At 32.3% G+C, this 21,487-nt stretch carries 16 protein-coding genes; 8 read left to right on the top strand and 8 right to left on the bottom strand.

The features are described 5' to 3' along the window. Positions 1 to 70 precede the first annotated feature (70 nt). The 6 genes from MHM83_RS14875 (at position 71) to MHM83_RS14850 (ending at position 5,387) form a co-directional block, all read left to right on the top strand. The gene (locus MHM83_RS14875) at positions 71 to 829 is read left to right on the top strand and encodes a Rossmann-like and DUF2520 domain-containing protein (RefSeq protein WP_239180611.1); all 759 of its coding nucleotides are present in this window, start codon (positions 71 to 73) and stop codon (positions 827 to 829) included. Beyond that, positions 813 to 1,340, top strand: coding sequence for a KdsC family phosphatase (locus tag MHM83_RS14870; RefSeq protein WP_047789248.1), 528 nt, complete (start codon positions 813 to 815; stop codon positions 1,338 to 1,340). The genes MHM83_RS14875 and MHM83_RS14870 overlap by 17 nt, the downstream gene beginning before the upstream one ends. A 50-nt stretch (positions 1,341 to 1,390) precedes the next feature. Next, positions 1,391 to 1,816 (top strand): DUF2147 domain-containing protein, encoded by a 426-nt coding sequence (locus MHM83_RS14865; RefSeq protein WP_239180609.1) that lies wholly within the window; start codon positions 1,391 to 1,393, stop codon positions 1,814 to 1,816. 114 nt (positions 1,817 to 1,930) lie between these two features. Further along, positions 1,931 to 2,371 carry an RrF2 family transcriptional regulator gene (locus MHM83_RS14860; protein WP_047789250.1) on the top strand — a complete coding sequence of 147 codons (441 nt, stop codon included), beginning with the start codon at positions 1,931 to 1,933 and terminating at the stop codon, positions 2,369 to 2,371. 66 nt (positions 2,372 to 2,437) lie between these two features. Further along, positions 2,438 to 3,157, top strand: a complete 720-nt coding sequence (gene ric / locus MHM83_RS14855; RefSeq protein ID WP_239180607.1) for an iron-sulfur cluster repair di-iron protein — start codon at positions 2,438 to 2,440, stop codon at positions 3,155 to 3,157. A gap of 10 nt (positions 3,158 to 3,167) precedes the next feature. Continuing rightward, the gene (locus tag MHM83_RS14850) at positions 3,168 to 5,387 is read left to right on the top strand and encodes a nitric-oxide reductase large subunit (RefSeq protein ID WP_239180605.1); all 2,220 of its coding nucleotides are present in this window, start codon (positions 3,168 to 3,170) and stop codon (positions 5,385 to 5,387) included. A 58-nt stretch (positions 5,388 to 5,445) separates the two neighbouring features. Here MHM83_RS14850 and ygiD read toward each other — a convergent pair whose 3' ends face one another. From ygiD to MHM83_RS14835, 3 genes are all read right to left on the bottom strand, one after another. Then, positions 5,446 to 6,276, bottom strand: a complete 831-nt coding sequence (gene ygiD, locus MHM83_RS14845) for a 4,5-DOPA dioxygenase extradiol (protein WP_239180771.1) — start codon at positions 6,274 to 6,276, stop codon at positions 5,446 to 5,448. 133 nt (positions 6,277 to 6,409) lie between these two features. Further along, positions 6,410 to 6,985 (bottom strand): YceI family protein, encoded by a 576-nt coding sequence (locus MHM83_RS14840; RefSeq protein WP_239180603.1) that lies wholly within the window; start codon positions 6,983 to 6,985, stop codon positions 6,410 to 6,412. An 18-nt stretch (positions 6,986 to 7,003) separates the two neighbouring features. After that, the gene (locus tag MHM83_RS14835) at positions 7,004 to 7,513 is read right to left on the bottom strand and encodes an NAD(P)H-dependent oxidoreductase (protein WP_239180601.1); all 510 of its coding nucleotides are present in this window, start codon (positions 7,511 to 7,513) and stop codon (positions 7,004 to 7,006) included. Between the two features lie 112 nt (positions 7,514 to 7,625). Here MHM83_RS14835 and MHM83_RS14830 point away from each other — a divergent pair, with 112 nt between their 5' ends. Continuing rightward, positions 7,626 to 7,982, top strand: a complete 357-nt coding sequence (locus tag MHM83_RS14830; protein WP_125344477.1) for a winged helix-turn-helix transcriptional regulator — start codon at positions 7,626 to 7,628, stop codon at positions 7,980 to 7,982. Between the two features lie 318 nt (positions 7,983 to 8,300). Further along, positions 8,301 to 8,576 carry a hypothetical protein gene (locus tag MHM83_RS14825; protein ID WP_159495380.1) on the top strand — a complete coding sequence of 92 codons (276 nt, stop codon included), beginning with the start codon at positions 8,301 to 8,303 and terminating at the stop codon, positions 8,574 to 8,576. An 816-nt stretch (positions 8,577 to 9,392) separates the two neighbouring features. On the opposite strand, the gene MHM83_RS14820 is transcribed toward MHM83_RS14825, so the two are convergent. The 5 genes from MHM83_RS14820 to MHM83_RS14800 form a co-directional block, all read right to left on the bottom strand. Then, on the bottom strand, positions 9,393 to 10,898 hold the full coding sequence (locus MHM83_RS14820; RefSeq protein ID WP_239180599.1) for a calcineurin-like phosphoesterase C-terminal domain-containing protein: 1,506 nt from the start codon (positions 10,896 to 10,898) through the stop codon (positions 9,393 to 9,395). After that, the gene (locus MHM83_RS14815; RefSeq protein WP_239180597.1) at positions 10,891 to 12,693 is read right to left on the bottom strand and encodes an alkaline phosphatase; all 1,803 of its coding nucleotides are present in this window, start codon (positions 12,691 to 12,693) and stop codon (positions 10,891 to 10,893) included. Before MHM83_RS14815 ends, MHM83_RS14820 begins: the two co-directional genes overlap by 8 nt. A gap of 79 nt (positions 12,694 to 12,772) precedes the next feature. Next, complete coding sequence (locus tag MHM83_RS14810) at positions 12,773 to 14,356, bottom strand: RagB/SusD family nutrient uptake outer membrane protein (RefSeq protein WP_239180595.1); 1,584 nt, start codon at positions 14,354 to 14,356, stop codon at positions 12,773 to 12,775. A 19-nt stretch (positions 14,357 to 14,375) separates the two neighbouring features. Further along, the gene (locus MHM83_RS14805; RefSeq protein ID WP_239180593.1) at positions 14,376 to 17,444 is read right to left on the bottom strand and encodes a SusC/RagA family TonB-linked outer membrane protein; all 3,069 of its coding nucleotides are present in this window, start codon (positions 17,442 to 17,444) and stop codon (positions 14,376 to 14,378) included. A 176-nt stretch (positions 17,445 to 17,620) separates the two neighbouring features. Next, positions 17,621 to 21,331 carry a two-component regulator propeller domain-containing protein gene (locus MHM83_RS14800; RefSeq protein ID WP_239180591.1) on the bottom strand — a complete coding sequence of 1,237 codons (3,711 nt, stop codon included), beginning with the start codon at positions 21,329 to 21,331 and terminating at the stop codon, positions 17,621 to 17,623. Positions 21,332 to 21,487 lie beyond the last annotated feature (156 nt).

The raw sequence follows: 21,487 nt of genomic DNA, 5'->3' as shown, positions 1-21,487 counted from the left end.
GGTGACTTATACAATCATAATGGTACAAATATGCGAAAATAATTTTAATTAATTTCAATATCTTCGTGCTATGATTAAGGTTGCCATTATAGGAGGCGGTAATGTAGCTACACATTTAGCCAATGCTTTTAGTAAAACAAACGAAGTATCGTTAGTACAAATGTATGCTCGAAGTATAGAGCAAATAGAGCATTTAAAAGAAGTTACTCCTATTACAAATAGTATAGAACTTTTAACAGAAGCCGATGTGTATATCATTGCGGTTTCTGATGATGCTATTGATGATGTTTCTCGTAAAATTGAACAAAAAAACGGCTTAGTTGTACACACTTCTGGTAGTGTAGCTATGCAATCGTTACAAAACAGTGGACGCAAGGGTATTTTTTATCTATTACAAAGCTTTTCTAAAGACAAAGATGTAAACTTTGATGAAATTCCTTTTTGTTTAGAAGCTGAAAACGAAGAAGATTTGCAGTTATTAGAGACCCTTGCTAAATCTATTGGAAAAAAGGTATATCGAATCAACTCGGAGCAACGTAAACGATTACATGTTGCTGCCGTTTTTGTAAACAATTTCACTAATCACATGTATAAAATTGGCGCTGATATTTGCAACGAATATCAAGTTCCTTTTGAAGTATTACTACCTCTAATTCGGGAAACAGCTCAAAAAATAACCGAATTGAGTCCTAAGGCAGCACAAACAGGTCCTGCCAAAAGAAATGACCAAAAAACTATTCAAAACCATTTAGCATTATTAAATGCTGAACAACAAGAAATTTATAAACTTATTACAAAATCAATCCAACAAAATGGAAAAGAGTTATAAAGAATACTTACCTCAAATAGATACCTTTATTTTTGATGTAGACGGAGTATTAACTAACGGAATCGTAACCGTTTTTCCTGACGGACAGCTTGTACGTCAAATGAATATTAAAGATGGATACGCCTTAAAAGCAGCTGTAAAAGCTGGTTATAAGGTTTGTATTATCTCTGGTGGAAAAAACGAAGGAGTGCGTACACGTTTAGAAGGCTTAGGTATTACCGATATTTATTTAGGAGCTCATGATAAGATTCAACAGTTTAATGAATTGGTTAAAAAATACAAACTAAACCCAGAAAATATAGTATACATGGGAGATGACATCCCTGATTACCCTGTAATGAAACTCGTTGGTATGCCCTCTTGCCCTAACGATGCTGCTCGTGAAATACAACAAATTTCAAGATACATTTCTGATAAAACTGGAGGTAATGGTTGTGCTAGAGATATTATAGAACAAGTATTACGTGTACAAGGAAAATGGGATAGTAACTTTGATGCACAATACGATTAATTAATTGGAATACTTTTTGAGAATTAAAATACTATTAAAACTTTTAAATTATGAAAAAAATATTTTTTGCTTTATTATTTACATCCGTTAGCTTATCGATGAGCGCACAAACTATTTTCGGAAAATGGGAAAATCGTGACGAAGAAACCAATAAAGTTGACTCTGTAATAGAAGTATATAAAAAAGATGGAAAGGCTTACGCCAAAATTATTGAGATCACAGACAAAAATCGTCAAGAAGCTGTTTGTGATAAGTGTAGTGGAAAGCGTAAAAACAATCCTATTTTAGGAATGAATATTTTAACAGGTCTAAAAAAAGATGGTGATGAATGGAGTGGTGGAAAAATTTTAGATCCTAAAAACGGAAAAGAATATAAATGTTATATTAAACTTGAAAACGACAACAAGTTAAAGATTAGAGGCTACATAGGTTTTGCTGCCTTTGGTAGAACCGCTTACTGGTACCGAAAAAACTAAGTCTTAAAAACATTCAAAAGCATCATTTTTTTATGATGCTTTTTTTATAAAAAAATAAAAGACTTTAGTGTCTTTTATAAAGAAAACTAATATCTTTGTAACATATTATTTTATATGTTTTCAAAATCTTGTGAATACGGTTTAAGAGCAACTATTTTTGTTGCAGAACAATCTAGCTTAGATAATAAAGTTGGTGTAAAAACTATTGCTGCCGCTATTGATTCTCCTGAAGCTTTCACAGGGAAAATATTACAAATTTTAACAAAAAATAATATCATTGATTCTATTAAAGGTCCTTATGGCGGATTTGTAATTAATAAAGCTGACCTTAAAAAAATTCGCTTAAGCGATGTGGTTCGTGTATTAGATGGTGATAGTATTTATACGGGTTGCGGATTGGGTTTAAAACAATGCGACGATAGCTCTCCCTGCCCTCTTCACTTTAAATTTGTAGAGATTAGAGATAACTTGAGAAAAATGTTAGAAGGAAACACCCTACATGATGTATTATATACCAACGACAAGAAAAATACTTTTTGGCTAAAACGAGAATAAAAAAATTTAGAATAATAAAAGATAAAAAGGTCTTTTTATAATTTATAAACATTAAATAAAAACAAAATGAAGATAAATAACAACACAACAATAGCAGACATAGTTGCAAATAACTATAAAACAGCTACAATTTTTAAACTATACGGAATTGATTTTTGCTGCAACGGTAACAGAACTATTCAAGAGGTTGCTAAAAAAAAGAACATTGCTCCTGATATATTAATCAATAAACTAACTCGCATTGATAAAGGTTCTAAATCTACTAACGATTATCAAAGCTGGTCCTTAGATTTTTTGTGTGATTATATCTACCAAAATCACCATACCTATGTGGAAAAACAAATTCCTGAAATTTTAGAATATTTAACCAAACTAGCTAAAGTACATGGTAACAACCATCCTGAGCTACACGAGGTTTTGCAACTCTTTAAAGAAAGTGCAGGAGAACTTACTACCCATATGAAAAAAGAGGAACTTATTTTATTTCCTTTTATAAAAAAGTTAGTTGAAGCGAGTAACTCAAATACTCCCTTTTCTCCTCCTCCATTTGGTACGGTAGAAAATCCTATAAATATGATGCATACTGAACATGATAATGAAGGTAGTAGATTTAGAACAATTGCAAAACTTACCAATAATTACACTCCCCCTGAAGACGCTTGTAACACTTACAAAGTTGCTTTAGCAATGCTACAAGAGTTTGAAGAAGACTTACACAAACACATTCATTTAGAAAACAATATTCTATTTAAAAAAGCAATCAAATTAGAAAATCAATTAAATTAAATAACTAATAATGAGAAAAATTTGGACTGGATTTATTGCAGTAGTGGTATTATCATTTATTGCATTAATATGGGTAGGTACAGAAATTTATCAAACCCAACCCCCTATACCTGAAACAGTAAAAGTTAACGGAAGTAATGAAACTATATACACTAAAAAAGACATACAAGATGGACAAAATGTTTGGGAATCTATTGGAGGTATGGAAGTCGGATCTATTTGGGGTCATGGGAGTTATGTAGCTCCAGACTGGACAGCTGATTGGATTCACAAAGAAGCTGTTTACTTATTAAACTACTGGGCTAAAAAAGACTTTAATACCAACTATGATGCTTTAGATGAAGAAAACAAAGCTGCTTTAAAAGCTCGTTTGGTAAAAGATATTAGAACCAACACCTTTAATGAAAAAGACCAATCAATAACAATTTCTAAAGAGCGAAAAGAAGCCATTGAAGCAAACGCTGCGTATTATGCAAGCATTTTTTCAGAAGGTCATGAACAATATGCCATTCCAGAAGGAGCATTAACAGATACTGATAAACTAGCTAAGCTTAATGCCTTTTTATTCTGGACTTCTTGGGCTGCCAGTACAGAAAGACCCAATCAAGACTATACCTATACTTCTAACTGGCCTCATGAACCGTTAATTAACAATACAATTACTCCCGATTCACAACTCTGGTCAGGGTTCTCAATAATTTTATTGTTACTATTTATTGGAGTGTTGACCTATTACTACATTCGAAATCATGAAAAAGGAGAAGTAGTAACAAACCCAAACAACGATCCTTTATTAGACTTAAAGTTAGTCAGCTCTCAAAAAGCAGTATTAAAATACTTTTTAGTCATCTCACTTCTTATTGTATTACAAGTTGTATTGGGTATTGTTACTGTGCACTATACGGTAGAGGGTCAAGCTTTCTTTGGTTTTAATTTATCAGAATATCTTCCGTATTCTATCTCTAGAACCTGGCATACACAACTTGCTGTATTTTGGATTGCCGCTACATGGTTAGCAACAGGATTATTCTTAGCTCCAATTATTAGTGGTAAAGAAATGAAGTACCAAGTTTTCGGAATCAATTTCTTGTTTATCGCCTTGTTAATTATTGTTTTGGGTTCTATGTTGGGAGAATGGTTAGGTGTGCACCAATTTTTGGATTTAACTACTAACTTCTTCTTTGGTCACCAAGGATATGAATACATGGATTTAGGTAGATTCTGGCAAATATTCTTAGGTATTGGTTTAATATTATGGGTAGTTATGGTTGGTAGACACGTACTGTATGGTATCCGTAAAAAAGACGACTCAAAACATTTACTTTCTATCCTATTAATAGCTGTAGCTGCTATTGGTATGTTCTTTTTCTCAGGATTAATGTATGGAGAAAACAGTTCTCTCCCTGTAATTAATTATTGGAGATGGTGGCTCGTACATCTATGGGTAGAAGGATTCTTTGAGGTATTTGCTACGGTGATTATTGCCTATATTTTCTCTCGTATGAAAATTATTTCTACCAAAACAGCAGGAAAAACAGCGATAGCCTCAGCTACCATTTTCTTAGCAGGTGGTATCATTGGTACCTTACATCACTTATATTATTCAGGAACTCCAGTACAAGCCATTGCCTTAGGAGCTACGTTTAGTGCTTTAGAAGTGGTTCCATTAACCTTAATGGGCTTTGAAATTAGAGAAAACTGGAATTTATTGAAAAAGAATGCTTGGATTCAACGTTACAAATGGCCTATCTTTTTCTTTATTGCTGTTGCCTTTTGGAACATGGTAGGTGCTGGTGTTTTCGGGTTCTTAATCAACCCTCCTATTGCTCTATATTACATTCAAGGATTAAACACAACTGCTGTACACGCACATACCGCACTATTTGGAGTATATGGAATGTTAGGTATGGGCTTTATTTTAATCTGCCTACGCTTGTATTCAAACATTGCTTGGAACGAAAAGCTCGTAAAAAATGCATTTTGGTTTTTAAATGGTGGGTTAGTTTTAATGGTTGTGTTAAGCTTACTACCTGTTGGTATAATTCAAGCTTACACTTCTATTACCAAAGGATATTCTTTTGCCAGAGATCCTGAATTATTATACAATCCAACAGTACAAACTTTAAAATGGATGCGAATGATAGGAGATATTGTATTCTCTTTAGGTATTGTATGTTTCTGCTGGTTTGTGGTAAGAACAACGATTAATGCAATAAAACAAAAATCGTAACCCCTCCTTATTTTTATAAAAAGTCTGTTTAGACCACATCTATACAGACTTTTTTTTATTATCCTATTTTTAGCGAGGTCATACTTAAAGAACCCGCTAATAGTTTATCATTAAAAAGCTGAATTTCTTCATTTTTTTGTTGCAATCCTAAACTATAAATTAACGGTAAATAATGATCTGGTGTTGGTATTGCAAGCTGAAAAGCTTTTGACTGTTTTGTATAATCAATCAAAGGTTGATAATTTCCTTCTAATAAATATGTGTTAACCGTTTCTCTTGCTTCAATAGCCCAATCATATCCGTAATTATCCTTATCAAAATTTTTCCAGTCAACCATTCGTAAATTATGAACAATGTTTCCACTACCAATAATCAATACACCTTTCTGTCTTAACGATGTTAGCTGTTTGGCTAATTCAAAATGATAGTTAGCATTTTTGGTATAATCAATACTCAATTGAATTACGGGTATATCAGCCTTCGGAAATAAATGTTTTAATACGGTCCAAGCACCATGGTCTAACCCCCAATGCTCATCTAATTCTACAAAATTAGGATGTAACAATTGTTTGGTTTCTTTTGCTAGTTCAGGACTTCCGATTGCTGGATATTGCTGTTCAAATAACTCTTGAGGAAAACCACTAAAATCATGAATTGTTTTAGGCTTTTCCATTGCTGTTACTTTTGTTCCTTTGGTAAACCAATGTGCCGAAACACAAATGATTGCCTTTGGCTTTGGAAGTGTTTTTGAAACATGTTGAAAACCTCTCGTAAACTCGTTTTCTTCAATCGCGTTCATAGGGCTACCATGTCCTAAAAACAATACTGGCATTGTTTGAGAAACAGGTAAACTATCTGATAACTTTTTTAAACCTCTTAATGTTCCCATACTCAAATTTACTGATGCTAACCCTAATAACTGTAAAAACGTCGTTCGTTTCATAAGGGATTCTTGTTTAACTCTATTTAAAAAACATACCCCAAACATTGGTTTGAGGTATACATACAATCTTAGCTGGGTTTTAAAAAACCAAATCAACTACCAAATCAAACTCGTCGTAAATTGCTTTATCTTTTAAATCATCAAAAAAGCTTGTAGAACCGTATTTTACATCATACTTTGCTCTATCTACTTTTAACGATGCTGTTACCTTTCCTCCATATACAGAAATTTGAAAAGTAACAGGATTTGTTTTATTCTTAATTGTTAGGTCAGCTGTTACTTCGTACGAATTCTTTCCTTTAGCTTTTACCTTAGTAAAAACTAATTTTGCTGTTGGATGATTATTCACACCAAAAAAATCGTCTGATTTTAAATGCCCTTCTAATTTCTTTTGGTACTCTCCAGATAAATCTGTCACAGCTATAGAAGTCATATCTATTGTAAACTCCCCTCCTACTAACTTCTCTTTTTCAAAGTTTAATACTCCTGATTGTAAACTAACCGTTCCTTCGTGAGAACCTGTTACTTTATAACCTTTCCATACCACTTTACTTTCTTTGGTATTTACTTTTTTTACTTCTTTTATAATGGTAGTAAACGATAGTGTTGCAAATGCAATGAATACGAACACTAAAGGATTTTTTAAATTTTTCATTGTTTATGGTTTTTATAATTATAAGATTAAATCTGCGTATTGTTTAGAATTTACTTTTATATCTTCAAACTTCGGATTGTCATTAGCTCCGTAAAACACGTGTAATGGCAACATTTCTAATCCGCAATACTGAAACGAAACAGTCACTGATTTTAATAACTCTTCTAAAGACACAAAATTGTTATAGGTTTCTTCAGTACCTCCTGTAGATACTGATAAACGGATTTTTTTTCCTTTTAACTTATCTCCTTCAGGTCCAAAAGCCCAACCATACGTTAATACCTCATCCATCCACTTTTTAAATAAAAATGGCGTGTTGAACCAATGCAACGGAAATTGAATAATAATACTATCATAATTCAATAATAACTCTTGCTCTTTTGCTACATCAATATTTAAATCTGGATACTCTTTATATAATTGATGAATGGATACTTTATCCTCATGCTGTTGTAGCTCATCTATCCAAGTTTTGTTAACTCTTGACTCCTCAATATTTGGGTGTGTTACAATTACTAAGTGTTTCATTCTTTTATGTTTACTTATTTTTATATCACAAAAGTATGTATATTTGCTATACAAAAGTAACTACTATACTTTAGTATACCAGTATACAAAAGTATACCAAACCCAAAAAAACATGGAAGCAGTTGTTCAAATGGAAGAGCTAAAAAGATGCTCTGTTCAATATGTATTAGCATTAAGAGACACTTTAAATGTAATAAGCGGAAAGTGGAAACTATCTATCATTGGTAGCTTGTTATATGGTAAAATGCGCTTTAAAGAATTGCAACGAAATATTGGAAAAATTTCTCCAAGGATGTTATCTAAAGAATTGAAAGATTTGGAAGCTAACGGAATTATTAAGCGTACTATTTACGATACCACTCCTGTTACGGTTGAATATGAATTAACAGAATCTGGAATGCGATTACATACTGCTTTAGATGTGATGGTTAAATGGGGAATTGAGCATAGAGAATTAACTTTAAAGTAAGTTGACACTTCTTTATTATTCCACCCAACATTACATAACGTCATTACGAACGAAATGCTGCAAAGTGACGTAATCTCATGAATAAGAGCAACTCATAACTTTGAGACCTCTCACATCTGTTCGAGGTGATAATAATCAACAAACAGATTGCTTCGTCATACCTCCTCGCAATAACGATAGTTTAAAAACAGGTTACTTCCTCCCTACTCTTTATTATTACAATAAAAAACACTTCGGAAATCCACATTTTTTTCTGCATATATCACCTTTTAAATCATTATTCCAACAAGTAATTTTGCATATATAAAATCATGAATTATGGAAGAAGTAGTTTTTAAAGCCTTATTAACTGATACTAAATTTAATAGAATAGATAATTTTATTCAAGAAGTAATTAACACTAACAAAAATAACGGAGCTACCTACGAGTCAGTAAGAGAGTCTATTATAAAATTGGTTTTATACCGATTTATTAAAATAGACACTAACGCTTCTAACGACTGTATTCTACGAGAGAATAATTTTTATCAAGCTCGTGAACTTGGTAGTGTGAGTTCCTGGTTAGAAAAAAGACGTACTTACGAGTATTCTTAATAAAGTTACTTACACACACTAAAGTCAAATTGGATAACAACCTAATCCAGTAAATCAAAAACGGTCATTTCGAACGGATACTGAGCGAAGTCGAAGTGGAAAGTGACGTAATGCATTGAATTTGAGTTAATCACAAACATACACTTTCATTTTGTCTTGATACAAAACGAAACAAAAAATCAAGACTTATTTTTCCTTTTTTGAATTCTACGTTGTATTCCGTATTCGAATCCAGACCGTAAACTCTTTGGATTCTCTTATACTCCATAACCTTGAATTCTAGCAAAATAAAAATAGGTCGGTTTTTACTCATAAGCCTTCTTTACTTTACAATGACAATAATAAAACGTCATTACGAACGGACACTAAGCGAAGTCGAAGTGGAAAGTGACGTAATCTCTTGAATGGTAGTTACTCATAACTTTAAGACCTCTCAACTTACTTCGTAAGCTATCTTCGTTTAAAATATATTTTGAACTCGATAATGTTCGAGGTGACGGTACCCGAGAAAAAGATTGCTTCGTCCTTCACTCCTCACAATGACGGTTATAAAATGTCCTTAGAAAACAAACCGAAAATTACACCACAAGAAACGTCAAAAATGAAAAGCTGTTTGAGCGACAGCGAGTTCTTTTCATTTAGTTTCGAGGATGATAATTTTCGAGTGAAGGTTTCGAAAGACTAGATTTTTTGGTTCTTTTTCATCAATGGAAAAAGAATAACAATAAGAAAAAATACAAGTAACTCACAACCTTAAGATTTCTCAGTCGTAACCTCCTTCGAAATGACCGTTATCAAGAAACTCCCCTCCTTTTGTTATTGCTTGTAAAAAACTCTTACGTCTTCTGCTTGTAATTTTAATAAGTCGTCTTTCACTCTAACTCTTATTAAATGCATTCCTTTTGAAAGGTTTTCAGATATTTTAAGCCTCCATAGGTGTTTACTTTTTGTAGTTGGTTTGGGCATTTTAGATAGTTTTTGTCCTTTATACCTTCCTAATTCTTGAAGTAAATAAAATCTTTTTAACTCTGGTGCTACTCCTTGATAATACTCCATAGATTGCCATGTTGTACCATCAAAAGAAACCTCAACTTTTGTAGATTCTCCTCCTGCAAACACATTCGCATATACATAAGGTTCATTTAAAATGTTCATTTCTGTATCCCATTCTTTGTTCTCTGGAACCCAAATATACATTTGCTTTTCTATAGGTGCTCCTGAAACCTTATAACTAAGATGATAATCTTTATCTTCTGTTTCTAAGAACCAATATCCTTTTGGGGTACCATCATACATCATCGCAAATGGAACTCCATGAATATCGTGCGCTCCTTGCCACCAAGCACCACAAACCGCTCCTCCTACTAACTGATGAACTGCTGGTTTCTGATTTCTTTGAAAGTAGCTATGGTATTGTGTATGTGTATGCCCCGCAGCAATCAATACTTTGTCAAAAGGATTCATTAATGATATGAATTCTTCCTTATTACTTGTATACTCCAAAGGGATATGCGTAAAAACTTTTATCGAGTTATACTTGGTTGCAAACTTCTTAGTAATGTGAGACACAAATGTTAATTGATCTTCATCAAACTTACCTATATACTCACGATTATTTATTGGGAAATTGTTGTTGAGCACCAAAAACAGGTTGTTTCCGTATTCAAAAGCATAGTACGAAGGTCCAAACGAAGCTTCGAAAGTTTTGTCTCTATTAGAAAGTTCTTGTTCTCCAAAGTTTAAATCGTGATTCCCTATTACATAAAACACAGGTACTCCAACCAACCCTAATGATTCTGATAGAGGTTTAAATATGTTAAGATTATCAAACGAAAGATCTCCTAATGGAATTATTAAGTCTGGTTTGTTTTTTACTAATTCTTCTGTTACCAACTTATTAACATGATGAATATCATCAATTACATCTGATTGAGGATCTCCTAACAACGCTATTTTCACCTTGTCTTTTTCCTTATTAATATATAACGGAAAATCAAATGATTTTTTATTGGTTAACTCTTGAAATAGATAGTAAAACTTCAAATTATTTTGTGGGGTACGTGGTGAAACGTACCCCTTTGGTTTGATAATAAATAGTGGATTATTCTCTAAAGTCTTTATTTTATAAATCCCTTTAGTATTTGTTGCTACAACATCTTTTCCATTGCTTACAAGTATCCCTTTAAGGGCTTTATCTCCACTGTCATAAATTCCATTTTGATTCTTATCATGATAAATTCTTCCTGAAACTTTAGGCAATTGTCCTAAAGCTACTTGTACTATAAGTACTAATAAACCGAAAAAAAATCTTGATCTATTCATTAGTTTTTACCTTTAAGATTTCTAGAACCTTCCCTAAAAGATCGCTATTTTCATAAACCCCTTGTAATTTATCTGATTGTGGACCGTATGCAAACAAAGGCACCATTGCTCCTGTATGATCGTGAGTTGTAAAGTCTCCTTCAATCATATGGTTTTCTACATTTCCTTGTGGAATAGAAAACCCTGAAGTTTCATGATCTGCTGTAACAATTACTAAGGTATTTTTATTAGCATCTGCAAATTTTATCGCTTCAGTTACCGCCTTGTCAAAATCAATTCCTTCTGCTATAATTCCATGGGTATCGTTAAAATGTCCATAACTATCTATTTGAGCTCCTTCTACCATTAATAAAAATGGTTCTTTTTTCGACTTTAAAAAAGACAAACTACGTTGAGTTGCCTTTGCTAAAAAATTACCTCTTCCTTGCTTGATTCCTGGCATACCTCCTTCTGCTGTAAAAACTCCTACTTTTTCTTCATCGTTAGCAATTTCTTCAATAGTATTTTTAATACTGAAGGGCATCGTTTGTTTATTTAAGAAGTGTTTTGCTCCACCACCTATAAACAATGAAATCTCACTTTTTTCAAGATCTCTTGCTATTTGTTGCATATGTGATCTATCTTTTTGATGTGCATAAAAAGCCGAAGGTGTTGCTCCTGTAATTTCATCAGTAGTAATTAAGCCAATATTATAATTGTGTTCTACTAATAACTCACTGATGTTTTTTACAGGTTTGCCATCTGGTCCTACACCAATTGCTCTATTGTATGTTTTGGTTCCTGTTGCTATAGCTGTACCTCCTGCAGCAGAATCTGTTGTAAAATCGTCTGAAGATTGTGTTTTTAAAAACCCAACACTTCTTAATTGAGTTAATGTTAAATTTCCACCATTTGCTAAAGCTGCTGCTGAAATTTGAGATACTCCATTTCCATCACCAATTAATAAGATGATATTTTCTACTTTTTTGTTTTTTTGATCGTAGGCGAATGTAGGTTTGTAAACTTCTGATTTTTCTTTATTAAAACTTACTCTTTTTGATAAGCTTTTTAGGTATTTAGTAGCTTCAAAAGGTTGATCGGTATTTATGAAATCAACTTTTAAATCTGTAAAAACTTTCCAAGCTGACTCTGAATCTGGCGCTCCCCAAAAACGAAAAGGCTTGTTTAAATTGTGTGCTGTTTCAATTACTTTTTTTACTCTTTTAAGATCATCTGCAACCATTCTTCCTTTTCCGTTCCATACAGAATAGTTTTTATAATCAACACTAATTAACCCAACCTTATTCCAAGCTTCTTGGTTTAAAATCTTAGTTAATTTTTGATGGTCGAATTGTATATAATCCGGATAGTCTACATAATCTTTGACCTGTGGTTTTCCACCTGAAATAACAAACTGTATATTTTCATTTTTAGTTAAATCAGGATACTTCTTTAATATTTTTACTAAATGATTTAACGTACTGTAAGGTTCTGATTTTACATCTATTAACAACTGTATTTTGTGTGTAAGTTGAAGATCATTCTTTAAAGCAGTTCTTAAAGGATCTAAATAAAGCGACTCTATAGTGTGTTTGCTGATAATCTCAGCTGTTTCGTGTGCTACAAATAGGGTATTATCTTTGAATATTACATCTATTTCTAAAGAATGAACTCCCGCTGCATAGGCTTTCCAAAAAGGAACAGATTGTTTATAATCGTTGTGAGAATGTACTTTATAAGTAGGGTTTGAGGTTTGTGCTTGTATAGCTCCTACCCCTAGTATTAGGTATAAAAATATCTTTTGAATAAATTTCATTTTATGCATTTATAAAAAAGATGCCGCCTCAACGACATCTTTTCGTTAAACTTAAATTAAACTAAAAAAATGACTAAAATTACCATCCTATGTTTTGCTTGATTCCTGAAGAGATAATTGCTTCATTAGGAATTGGCCATACATGCATATAACTAGGGTCAAAATTTCTTGCTTGCCACACTTGTTCAACAGTGTAGTCTGAATCTGGGTTTGATCTATCTGTGTGAATTCTACCATATAAAGGTTTACTATATACTTCAGCAGCATCTCCCCAACGTACTAAATCGTAGTGTCTGTTAGCAAACTCACCAGCAAACTCAACTCGTCTTTCGTGCTTTATATCTTCTAATGTAGCATTGGTAACTGAAGCTAATCCTGCTCTTTCTCTTACGCTGTTTAAATCAGCATCTCCGTTTCCTCCTTGTTGTATTAATGCTTCCGACTTCATTAATAAAATCTCTGCATAACGCAGTATTGGAGTATTATATAGTGTTGTTGGTGAGTTACCGTTGGAATTTATATAAGCTCCTACAGGATTTTCAAATGTATACTCATACATGTATTTGTTGAACTGAAACCCTGATAGTGAGTTTTCTGATTGGTATCTTTTTGTTTCTCCAAAAAATTCAAACTCGTCTCCAAATTTTAAGATGGTTACTTCTCTTCTTGCATCGTTAGGTTCAAATTCGTTATACAAGCTTTCTGTTGGTGTATAATATCCCCAACCGTTATATTGCCCCCAGCCTTTATTTTCTAACATTACACCTGGTAAAATACTTCCGCCTTCAACACCTGAATTAGCAGACCAAATATATTCACTCGTCCAGTTATTAAGATGACTGTGTAACAACCTGAAATCTTTTTTAGGGTTATCTGTATCAATAAGTGCTCTACCCGATCCTGAATTTGTTACTGCATCACAATAAGTTACCACATCAGCATATTTAGAACTGTCGTATTGTGCCCAATACAAATAGGTTTTTGCAATGTAAGCTAAGGCTGCATCTTTATGTGCGCGTCCGTAATCACCTTCTCCCATTTCTGTAAAAAGAGGCAATAAGTTTGCCGCTTTTTTTAGGTCTTCAACAACAAATTCATAATTTTCTATGACGCTTTGTGGTCGTTTATAACTTCCTGCTTCATTGTTCATATTATCTTCGGTAACAATAGGGATACCTCCATTTTTATCATTATCTCCATAGGTATGTGCTAACCAGAAATAATGAAACCCTCTCATAAAGTAAGCTTCGCCTAACAAACGATTTTTAGTTGACTGACTAATATTCATTTGCGAAACATTTAAAATAACATCGTTCGCTCTCCTTATTATCTTATAACTTTGAGGATACATCCAAGAGGTATAACCTTCATCTCCAGTTATATTAAAATTTTTCACATTATCTGCTGTAGCATTTAGTCGTCCTGTTACCATATCGTCTGATGCATTGATATACCAAAAGAACCCTCTTCCAAACATATCATCATCTTTCATATAATAATATAAACTGTTTACTGCTTCCAGAGCATCTTGCTCTGTTTTCCAAAAGTTTTCATATGAAGTACTTCCTAATGGATCTAGATTTGTAAAATCATCTGAACAGGAAACAAATCCTACTTGAATACTTACGATGTATGCAATTAGTTTTATATATGTATTTTTCATCTTCTTATTTTTTATTTTGTTATAATGACAATGATATTCCTGCAGAGATAGTTCTTGCTGAAGGATATCTACCTACATCTAATCCCTTACCTCCTACTTCAGGATCCATTCCACTATAGTTTGTGATTGTAAACAGATTTTCTCCTGAAACATAGATTCTTAATGATGATTGACTTAATACAGAACTCATTTTACTTGTTGGTACTGTATAACCAAGTGTTACGTTTTTAAGTCGTAAGTAAGAAGCGTCTTCTAAATACCAACTAGATGTAGTTCCATAAGTTTGATTATTATCTTGTGTTGATAATCTTGGAATATTTGTGTTTGTATTTTCAGGAGTCCAAGCGTTTAATACACCATTATCTAAATTATATCCTTGTTGAGAAGCATTGAAAGCTGTAAACTTATATGCATTAAATACTTTAACACCTCCTACTCCTTGGAAATTCATATTTAAATCAAATCCTTTATAATCTAAATTTAATCCTAAGTTATAGGTTACTTCTGGTAAATAACTATCCATAAAAACACGGTCGTTATTATCTATTTTACCATCGTTGTTAGTGTCTTGAAACTTAAAATCTCCCGGTACTGCGTTGGGCTGTATTAATTGCCCATCTTTACTATGTGCATTGATTTCTTCTTGTGATTGGAAAATTCCTAAGTAAGGCACTAAGTAAGTTGAGTATAATTCTTTTCCTACTACAGATCTGTATGGGTATAATGTGCTTCTAACATTATCTGAGTGTGCTATATAATCAATTCCACTACTGTTATACCCATTAAGGTTCTTTAATTCATTATCAAGAAAACTAGCGTTTGCACTAATACTATAATTTAAGTCTCCTACATAATCTTTATACGAAACTGCAAATTCATATCCTGTGTTTTTAACTTCTCCTCCATTTACATCAGCAGCCGACGTTCCTTGGTGAATATCTTCTAGTCCAGGAATAATCATTCCTTTTGTGGTTTTCTCAAAATAATCAGCAACAATAGAAAGTCGGTTGTTGAATAAATTCATATCAATTCCAAAGTCTAAAGATTCTGAAATTTCCCATTTAAGGTTAGGGTTTGATTGTCTTCCTACATACGTACCTTTATCGTCTAAAGAACCATCTGCTCCTAAAATAACATTTGTGGTGTTTAAAGGAACATCAAAAGAGTAATACCCTACAGAGTTTATATTTCCTATTTGTCCCCAAGATGCTCTTACTTTTAAATTATTAATAGCTTCAATATTAAAGAAATCTTCTCCTGATATTTTCCATGCTGCTGAAGCTGATGGAAAATAATCTGCCTGATTTTCTTTAGCTAAACGTGAGGTTTCATCTCTACGAATACTTCCTGATAAGAAATACTTACCTTTATAGTTATATAGCACCCTTCCTATCGCAGAAGTTAAAGCATCCTCGTACACATCTGTCTCTGGAGTTCTAATTACTGATGCATTAGACATGAATTGATTGAAAGGTTCTTCACTACTAAATCCTTCTCCTTGCTGGAAATAGTATTCGTAATCGGTAAACTGTGACGAGTAAACAGCGGTAAGATCTAAATTATGATTTCCAAAACTCTTTTTATAGCTTAATTGATTATCCCATACCCAACGCTTGTTATCAGAATAGCTCTGATATAAATAGTTGTTTAAGTTCGTTCTACCTAACTCAGGAATTCTAGGAGAGAATTTTTTATATTTTGTATCTGTAGTACTATAACTATAACTCGTTTTAAACTTTAATCCGTCCGTAATATCATAGTTAAGATATACATTCGCGTTTAAGTAATTAACAGGATTACTAATATCTGGACGTAACAACAAGGCTACAGGATTATATACGTCTCCGTAAGCTCCTGCATAATTTGATAAATTTTCTGGTACTACTCCACTAAAATTTCCGTTTGCATCACGTATTGGTGCTGATGACGGCATGTATAATGCATTTACAATACTACCTGAGTAAGAACTTGTTGAGTTTGTACCTACTGCTTCACTTCTTGAATAATACACATTTTCACCTATAGTAATATTATCTGTAAGGTGTATGTCTGTTTTTACTCTAAAAGAAAAACGTTCTGAATAGGTATTTAGTAATAATCCTTCTTTTTTATGATAACCAAAAGAGGTCATATAATTCATCTTATCAGTAGCACCACTTATATTCATATTGGTATTGTACATAGCTCCTGATCTAAAAATAGCATCCATCCAGTTAGTACGTGTTACTTGACCCCATGGATTTTGTTCTGCATCGTGAGCAGACTGTCTTGGAGCACCTGCATTATCTGCCGCCATATTGTATACATCTGCTTGTTGCTTTGCATTTAAAGGCGTAGGTAATTTAGCTGCTGATTGCACACCGCTATAAAAGTCAAAACTAATTCTTGGTTTTCCTTTTTTCCCTTTTTTAGTTTCAATTACAATAACACCAGAAGCTGCTTGTGCTCCGTATATTGCAGCAGCTGCTGCATCTTTTAAAATAGATACCGATGCGATGTCATTAGGATTAATTGCTGGCCCGTAATACGGTACACCATCTACAACTGTAAGAGGTTCTTCATTCGCAAAAGAACCGTACCCTCTAATTACTACTTTACCGTCTTCAGATGGATCTCCTCCTTGTTGTAAAACAGTTACACCAGATACACTTCCTTGTAAAAAATCATTTAACGTAGATACTGGCCTACTAGACATAGATTCTATGTTTTCTACTGTTGAAATTGCTGAAGTAAGATCTCCTTTTTTTGCACTACCATAACCAATTAGTACTACCTCATCTAAAACGCTCGACTCTTCATTAAGTGCTATTGAAAACTCTTGGCTTCCCGAAAAAGGAAGTTCTAGTGTTTGAAACCCTATAAAAGAAACTACTAAGGTTCCTTGATCTTTATTTACACTTAGCGTAAACTTACCATCAAAATCGGTAGCTGCTCCATTCTTACTTTGCTCTTTAATAAGAACAGTTGCTCCGGGAATGGGTTCTCCGTCTGTTTTAGACACAACGGTACCTTTTAAAATAGTTTGTGCTACCGTTCCGGAGACTACCCCGAAACATAATAACAATATAAATAAATAGTGTTTTTTCATTTGATAATTTAGGTTTTGATTCTGAGACGAATCTATTTCAAGATGCTTTTTAAAGAGGGTCAAATGGTTTCAAAAAGGAGTACTTATATTTCAAAAAGCCTCATAAAAACACCTTAATTCTTACACTTTTGTTTCAGTAACCTTCTGCTAACATTAACCTAATCTGAAGCTAACTTTTATACTACTACTTTTTGTTCTTTGTAAGCTTTAGGACTCATATTAAAATGCTTTTTAAATTGCCTGCTAAAGTATTTTGGATTGGCAAAACCACACTCAAAACTAATTTCTGAAATGTTTAAAACATTTTTACCTAATAAGTGTTGTGCTTTTTGAAGTCTTAGGCTAATTAGCACTTCTGAAGGAGATTGTTTGAGTATTTCTTTAAAAACACGGTAGCATTTTACTTTAGATATTTCTAATTTTTCTTGAAGACTTTCAATATTAAAAGTATGATCGTGCAAGCATTCATGCATATAAGTAAGTGCCTTTTTTACTAGTTTTTCGTTTGGTGATAGTAATTGCTCGTCTTTATGATTCTCAATCCAACCGATGTGACTTTCTGTTTCAAATAGTTTTTTTCTGCTGCTTAGTAAGTTGGTTAGCTTTGCTTGCAAAAAAGTTTTACTTACTGGAAGCTGAATGGTAACATCTATTCCTAATTTAGTAACTTCTTCCATTTGAAAGTATCCAATTTCTTCTGATAGGTATAATATAGGACAGTTAGATAGTTTTATATTTTCTTTACGGTTTTCTAAGAACTGTACTACTTTATTTGTAAGTTTTACATCATAAAAAACTATAGTATCTACATTGAGACTTGAAAGTGCTGAAAATAATTTATCTACATTGTTTTCAAATATTAAATGATAAGTTTCTTCTCCCAATAATGATTGTAATATCCCATAGTTCATTTCACTAGTCAATACCAACACTTTGTGCTTGCCTTGTGGGAGCTCATTTATCATCCCTATATGATTCCACTGTATCATTGAGGCTTTTTCTGAGGTTGTTTTGTGAAAGGGTACTTCTACTTTTATTGAAATAATTCCTTCTTCAGAATTATTTATATCCAACTTTCCATTTAATTCTAATAGTAAATCTTTCGCTGCTTTAAAATAAGGACTATAGCGTTGTAAACTTTTTATATTATTAACTAAAATACCACTATCAGAATTTACTTTTAGTATTAGTTTGTTTTCTTTTTCGATATAGGTTATTTGTATGTTACTACCTTGATTACTATACTTTATAAAGTCATTGAAAATATATTTATAAAAAAGTTTAAAACGAAGTAAATCAATAGTTATCCACTTGTCTTCTACTTGGGTTTGATAGTTAAGATTTATTCCTGATTGTAGTAATTTTCGTTCTAAATTTTGAGTTAAATGATGTAAGAATGTATTGATTTTTATTACCGATTTTTCTGTAGTGTTTATTCGGTTTACTTGTTCTAAAAAATCCCACTCCGTTAATACATCTATCATGGTTTTCGCTTGACTAACTAATTTTGTTTGTATTTCATTTGGAATGTTATTTTGCTGACTATATTGTAGCATTTGCATTAATGGCTTTTTAAACTCTGCCAATACAAACGTTTTAAATTTATCTATTTCAAAATCTTCGTTTTTTAATTTGTGATGTAAAGCCAGTACTTCTTCTTTTTGTTTGATAATTTTTCGGTTTTGATCTTCGAGCTTTACATTAGCTTTTATTAAGTCTTTCTTCTGCTTATTAATTATAGCTGTTCGTTCATTAATTTTTTGTTTAAGTTTTTCTTGGTAAATTTTATCTTTACGAACTTTATACCCTAAACCTAAAATGAGTATAATTACCCCTCCTGATGCTAAACTCCATGCAAACCAAGAGGTTTTATAAAAGGGTGGGGCTATTACTATTTTTATAGAAAATATATTTGTTTTAGAAGCACTTAAACTATTTTTCACTTCTAAAACATATTCTCCAGGTGGTATTTTCTTATATAAAATAGGGGTTGTTCTATACACTCTCCAATCTTTATCAAAGCCTTTCAACTTATATAAAATTAAATTTTCATGATTTTTTCGGTAGGATACAGGAGTTATACCTAGGCTGATATTATTTTCTGAAAATGTTTTTTCTACTACACTATTATTATTTTCTACCCCATCTATTTCTACAACTAATTGAGGGAGATTCTTATTAAACTCTATTAATTCAGGAGCGAAGTAATTAACTCCATTAATACCACCAAAATACAACACCCCCTTGTTATCTTTATAATAAGCTCCTTCTGAAAACTCTGGAGCTTGCCATCCTTCTTCTGGATGTAAGACATTTACTTTATAGTTTTTTCTATTTATTGAAGCAAGACCTTTAGTTGTACTCACCCATATGTGTTTTCCTTTAAGAATTACACTGTAAACCATATGGCTTGGTAAGTTTTCTTTCTCTGAAATAGTTTTTACTACTCCTTTTTTACGATCAAAAACTGTTACTCCCCCCAAAGTTGCTATCCAATACAACCCTGTTTCTTCATCTTTATCAATACTATATGCACTATTACCTGTTAAACCATTTTCTGTAGTAAGGTGATGTTTTTCTCCATTATTCCTATTAAATAGGATCATTCCATTATTTTCTGTTGCTAAAGCCAGTTCTTCACCATTAACAAAAACGTCTCGAATATGATATGCTTTTAAAAACTCGCTTCCTTCAACATTTTCAAACTTATTTTTTTTTGTGTTGAACACTGCAATTCCTCCCCAACAAGCAAACCAAATTCTACCATCATTAGTTTCTGTCATTGCATAAATCCTATTTGCTGGTAGTAAAGGATTCTCTTTTGCTGCGTAATAAGACACTTTTGTTTTATTTATGTGAATTAGTCCTGCATAAGTACCAACCCAAATAGAACCGTCTGTAGCTGTATATAAACTACGTATTCTTTCCCAATCTTTATTTTCTTTTGCTTTCTCTAATCGTTTTTTAATAAAACATTTGTCTGATTTACTATAGTTATATAATCCTTTGGTATAATAACCTAACCAAAGATTATTATCGTTGTCCATTGTTATAGCTCTTACAGTTTCATTAGGCAAATGCCTATATTCTACAGGATGGGGAGCAATAGTGTTTATATGTTCAGACCCAACGTAAGCCATACTTAATCCTCCATCTTTATGACCTAACCAGATGTTACCAAAGCTGTCTTCATAAATTTTTTCAATTTCATTTCCTGTAAAACTGTAAGGGTTATATAAATCGTAGGTATAGTGCTCTATTTTTGTTTCGTGAATATCTACCTGATTATTTCTTATTACATAAAGCCCACTTTTTCTTGTTGCATACCATATATTTCCTTTTCTGTCTTGATAAGATTCATTAATAATTACTTCAGGAAACTTGTTAAGTAATAATTGATCATTAATTAGTTGTTTGTTTGTTTTTACTTGTGTTTCGTTTACCTTCAGGAAACTCATTCCATCAAACTCTAAATATTGTCCGCTTTTAGTTTCTACTACAAGGTTATTTTTCTTTGATAGCTTTAGGTTTACAGGCGTTTCAGAAAAATAAAAGTTTTGGAAGGCTGATTGATTTACGAATCTACTTACGGTATTATTATCTGTTAAACACCAAATTGTTTTAAATCCATCTATTTGCAGACTATAAATTACATTTCCTGCAAGAGAAGTTGAGTCGTTATTTATATGTTTAAAAACTTTAAAATCTTTACCATCATAACGATTAAGTCCATCCCAAGTGGCAATCCATAGTCGTCCTTTAACATCACTTATAATATCATTTACTGAGTTATTGGAGAGTCCATCTTTTGTAGTTAATGTTTTAAATTTTAACGATTGACTAAGACTTGTAGTAACAATTAAAAAAAAGAAAAAAAACAACCTCATACCAAACAATTTCATCTTTTATAACCGACAAAACTACTTTAGAGAAAACACAGATTAACCATAGCAAAATTAAGTTTTGATTACCTAAATGTTAATATTCCAACCTTCCATATAACTAAGGTTTATTAACTAATTATAAATTATATTAATACTAAA

The organism is Tenacibaculum sp. Mcav3-52, assembly GCF_022347665.1.
GTDB classification, from domain to species: Bacteria; Bacteroidota; Bacteroidia; order Flavobacteriales; family Flavobacteriaceae; genus Polaribacter; species Polaribacter mesophilus.
This window is presented reverse-complemented; position numbering and strand designations above follow the sequence as displayed.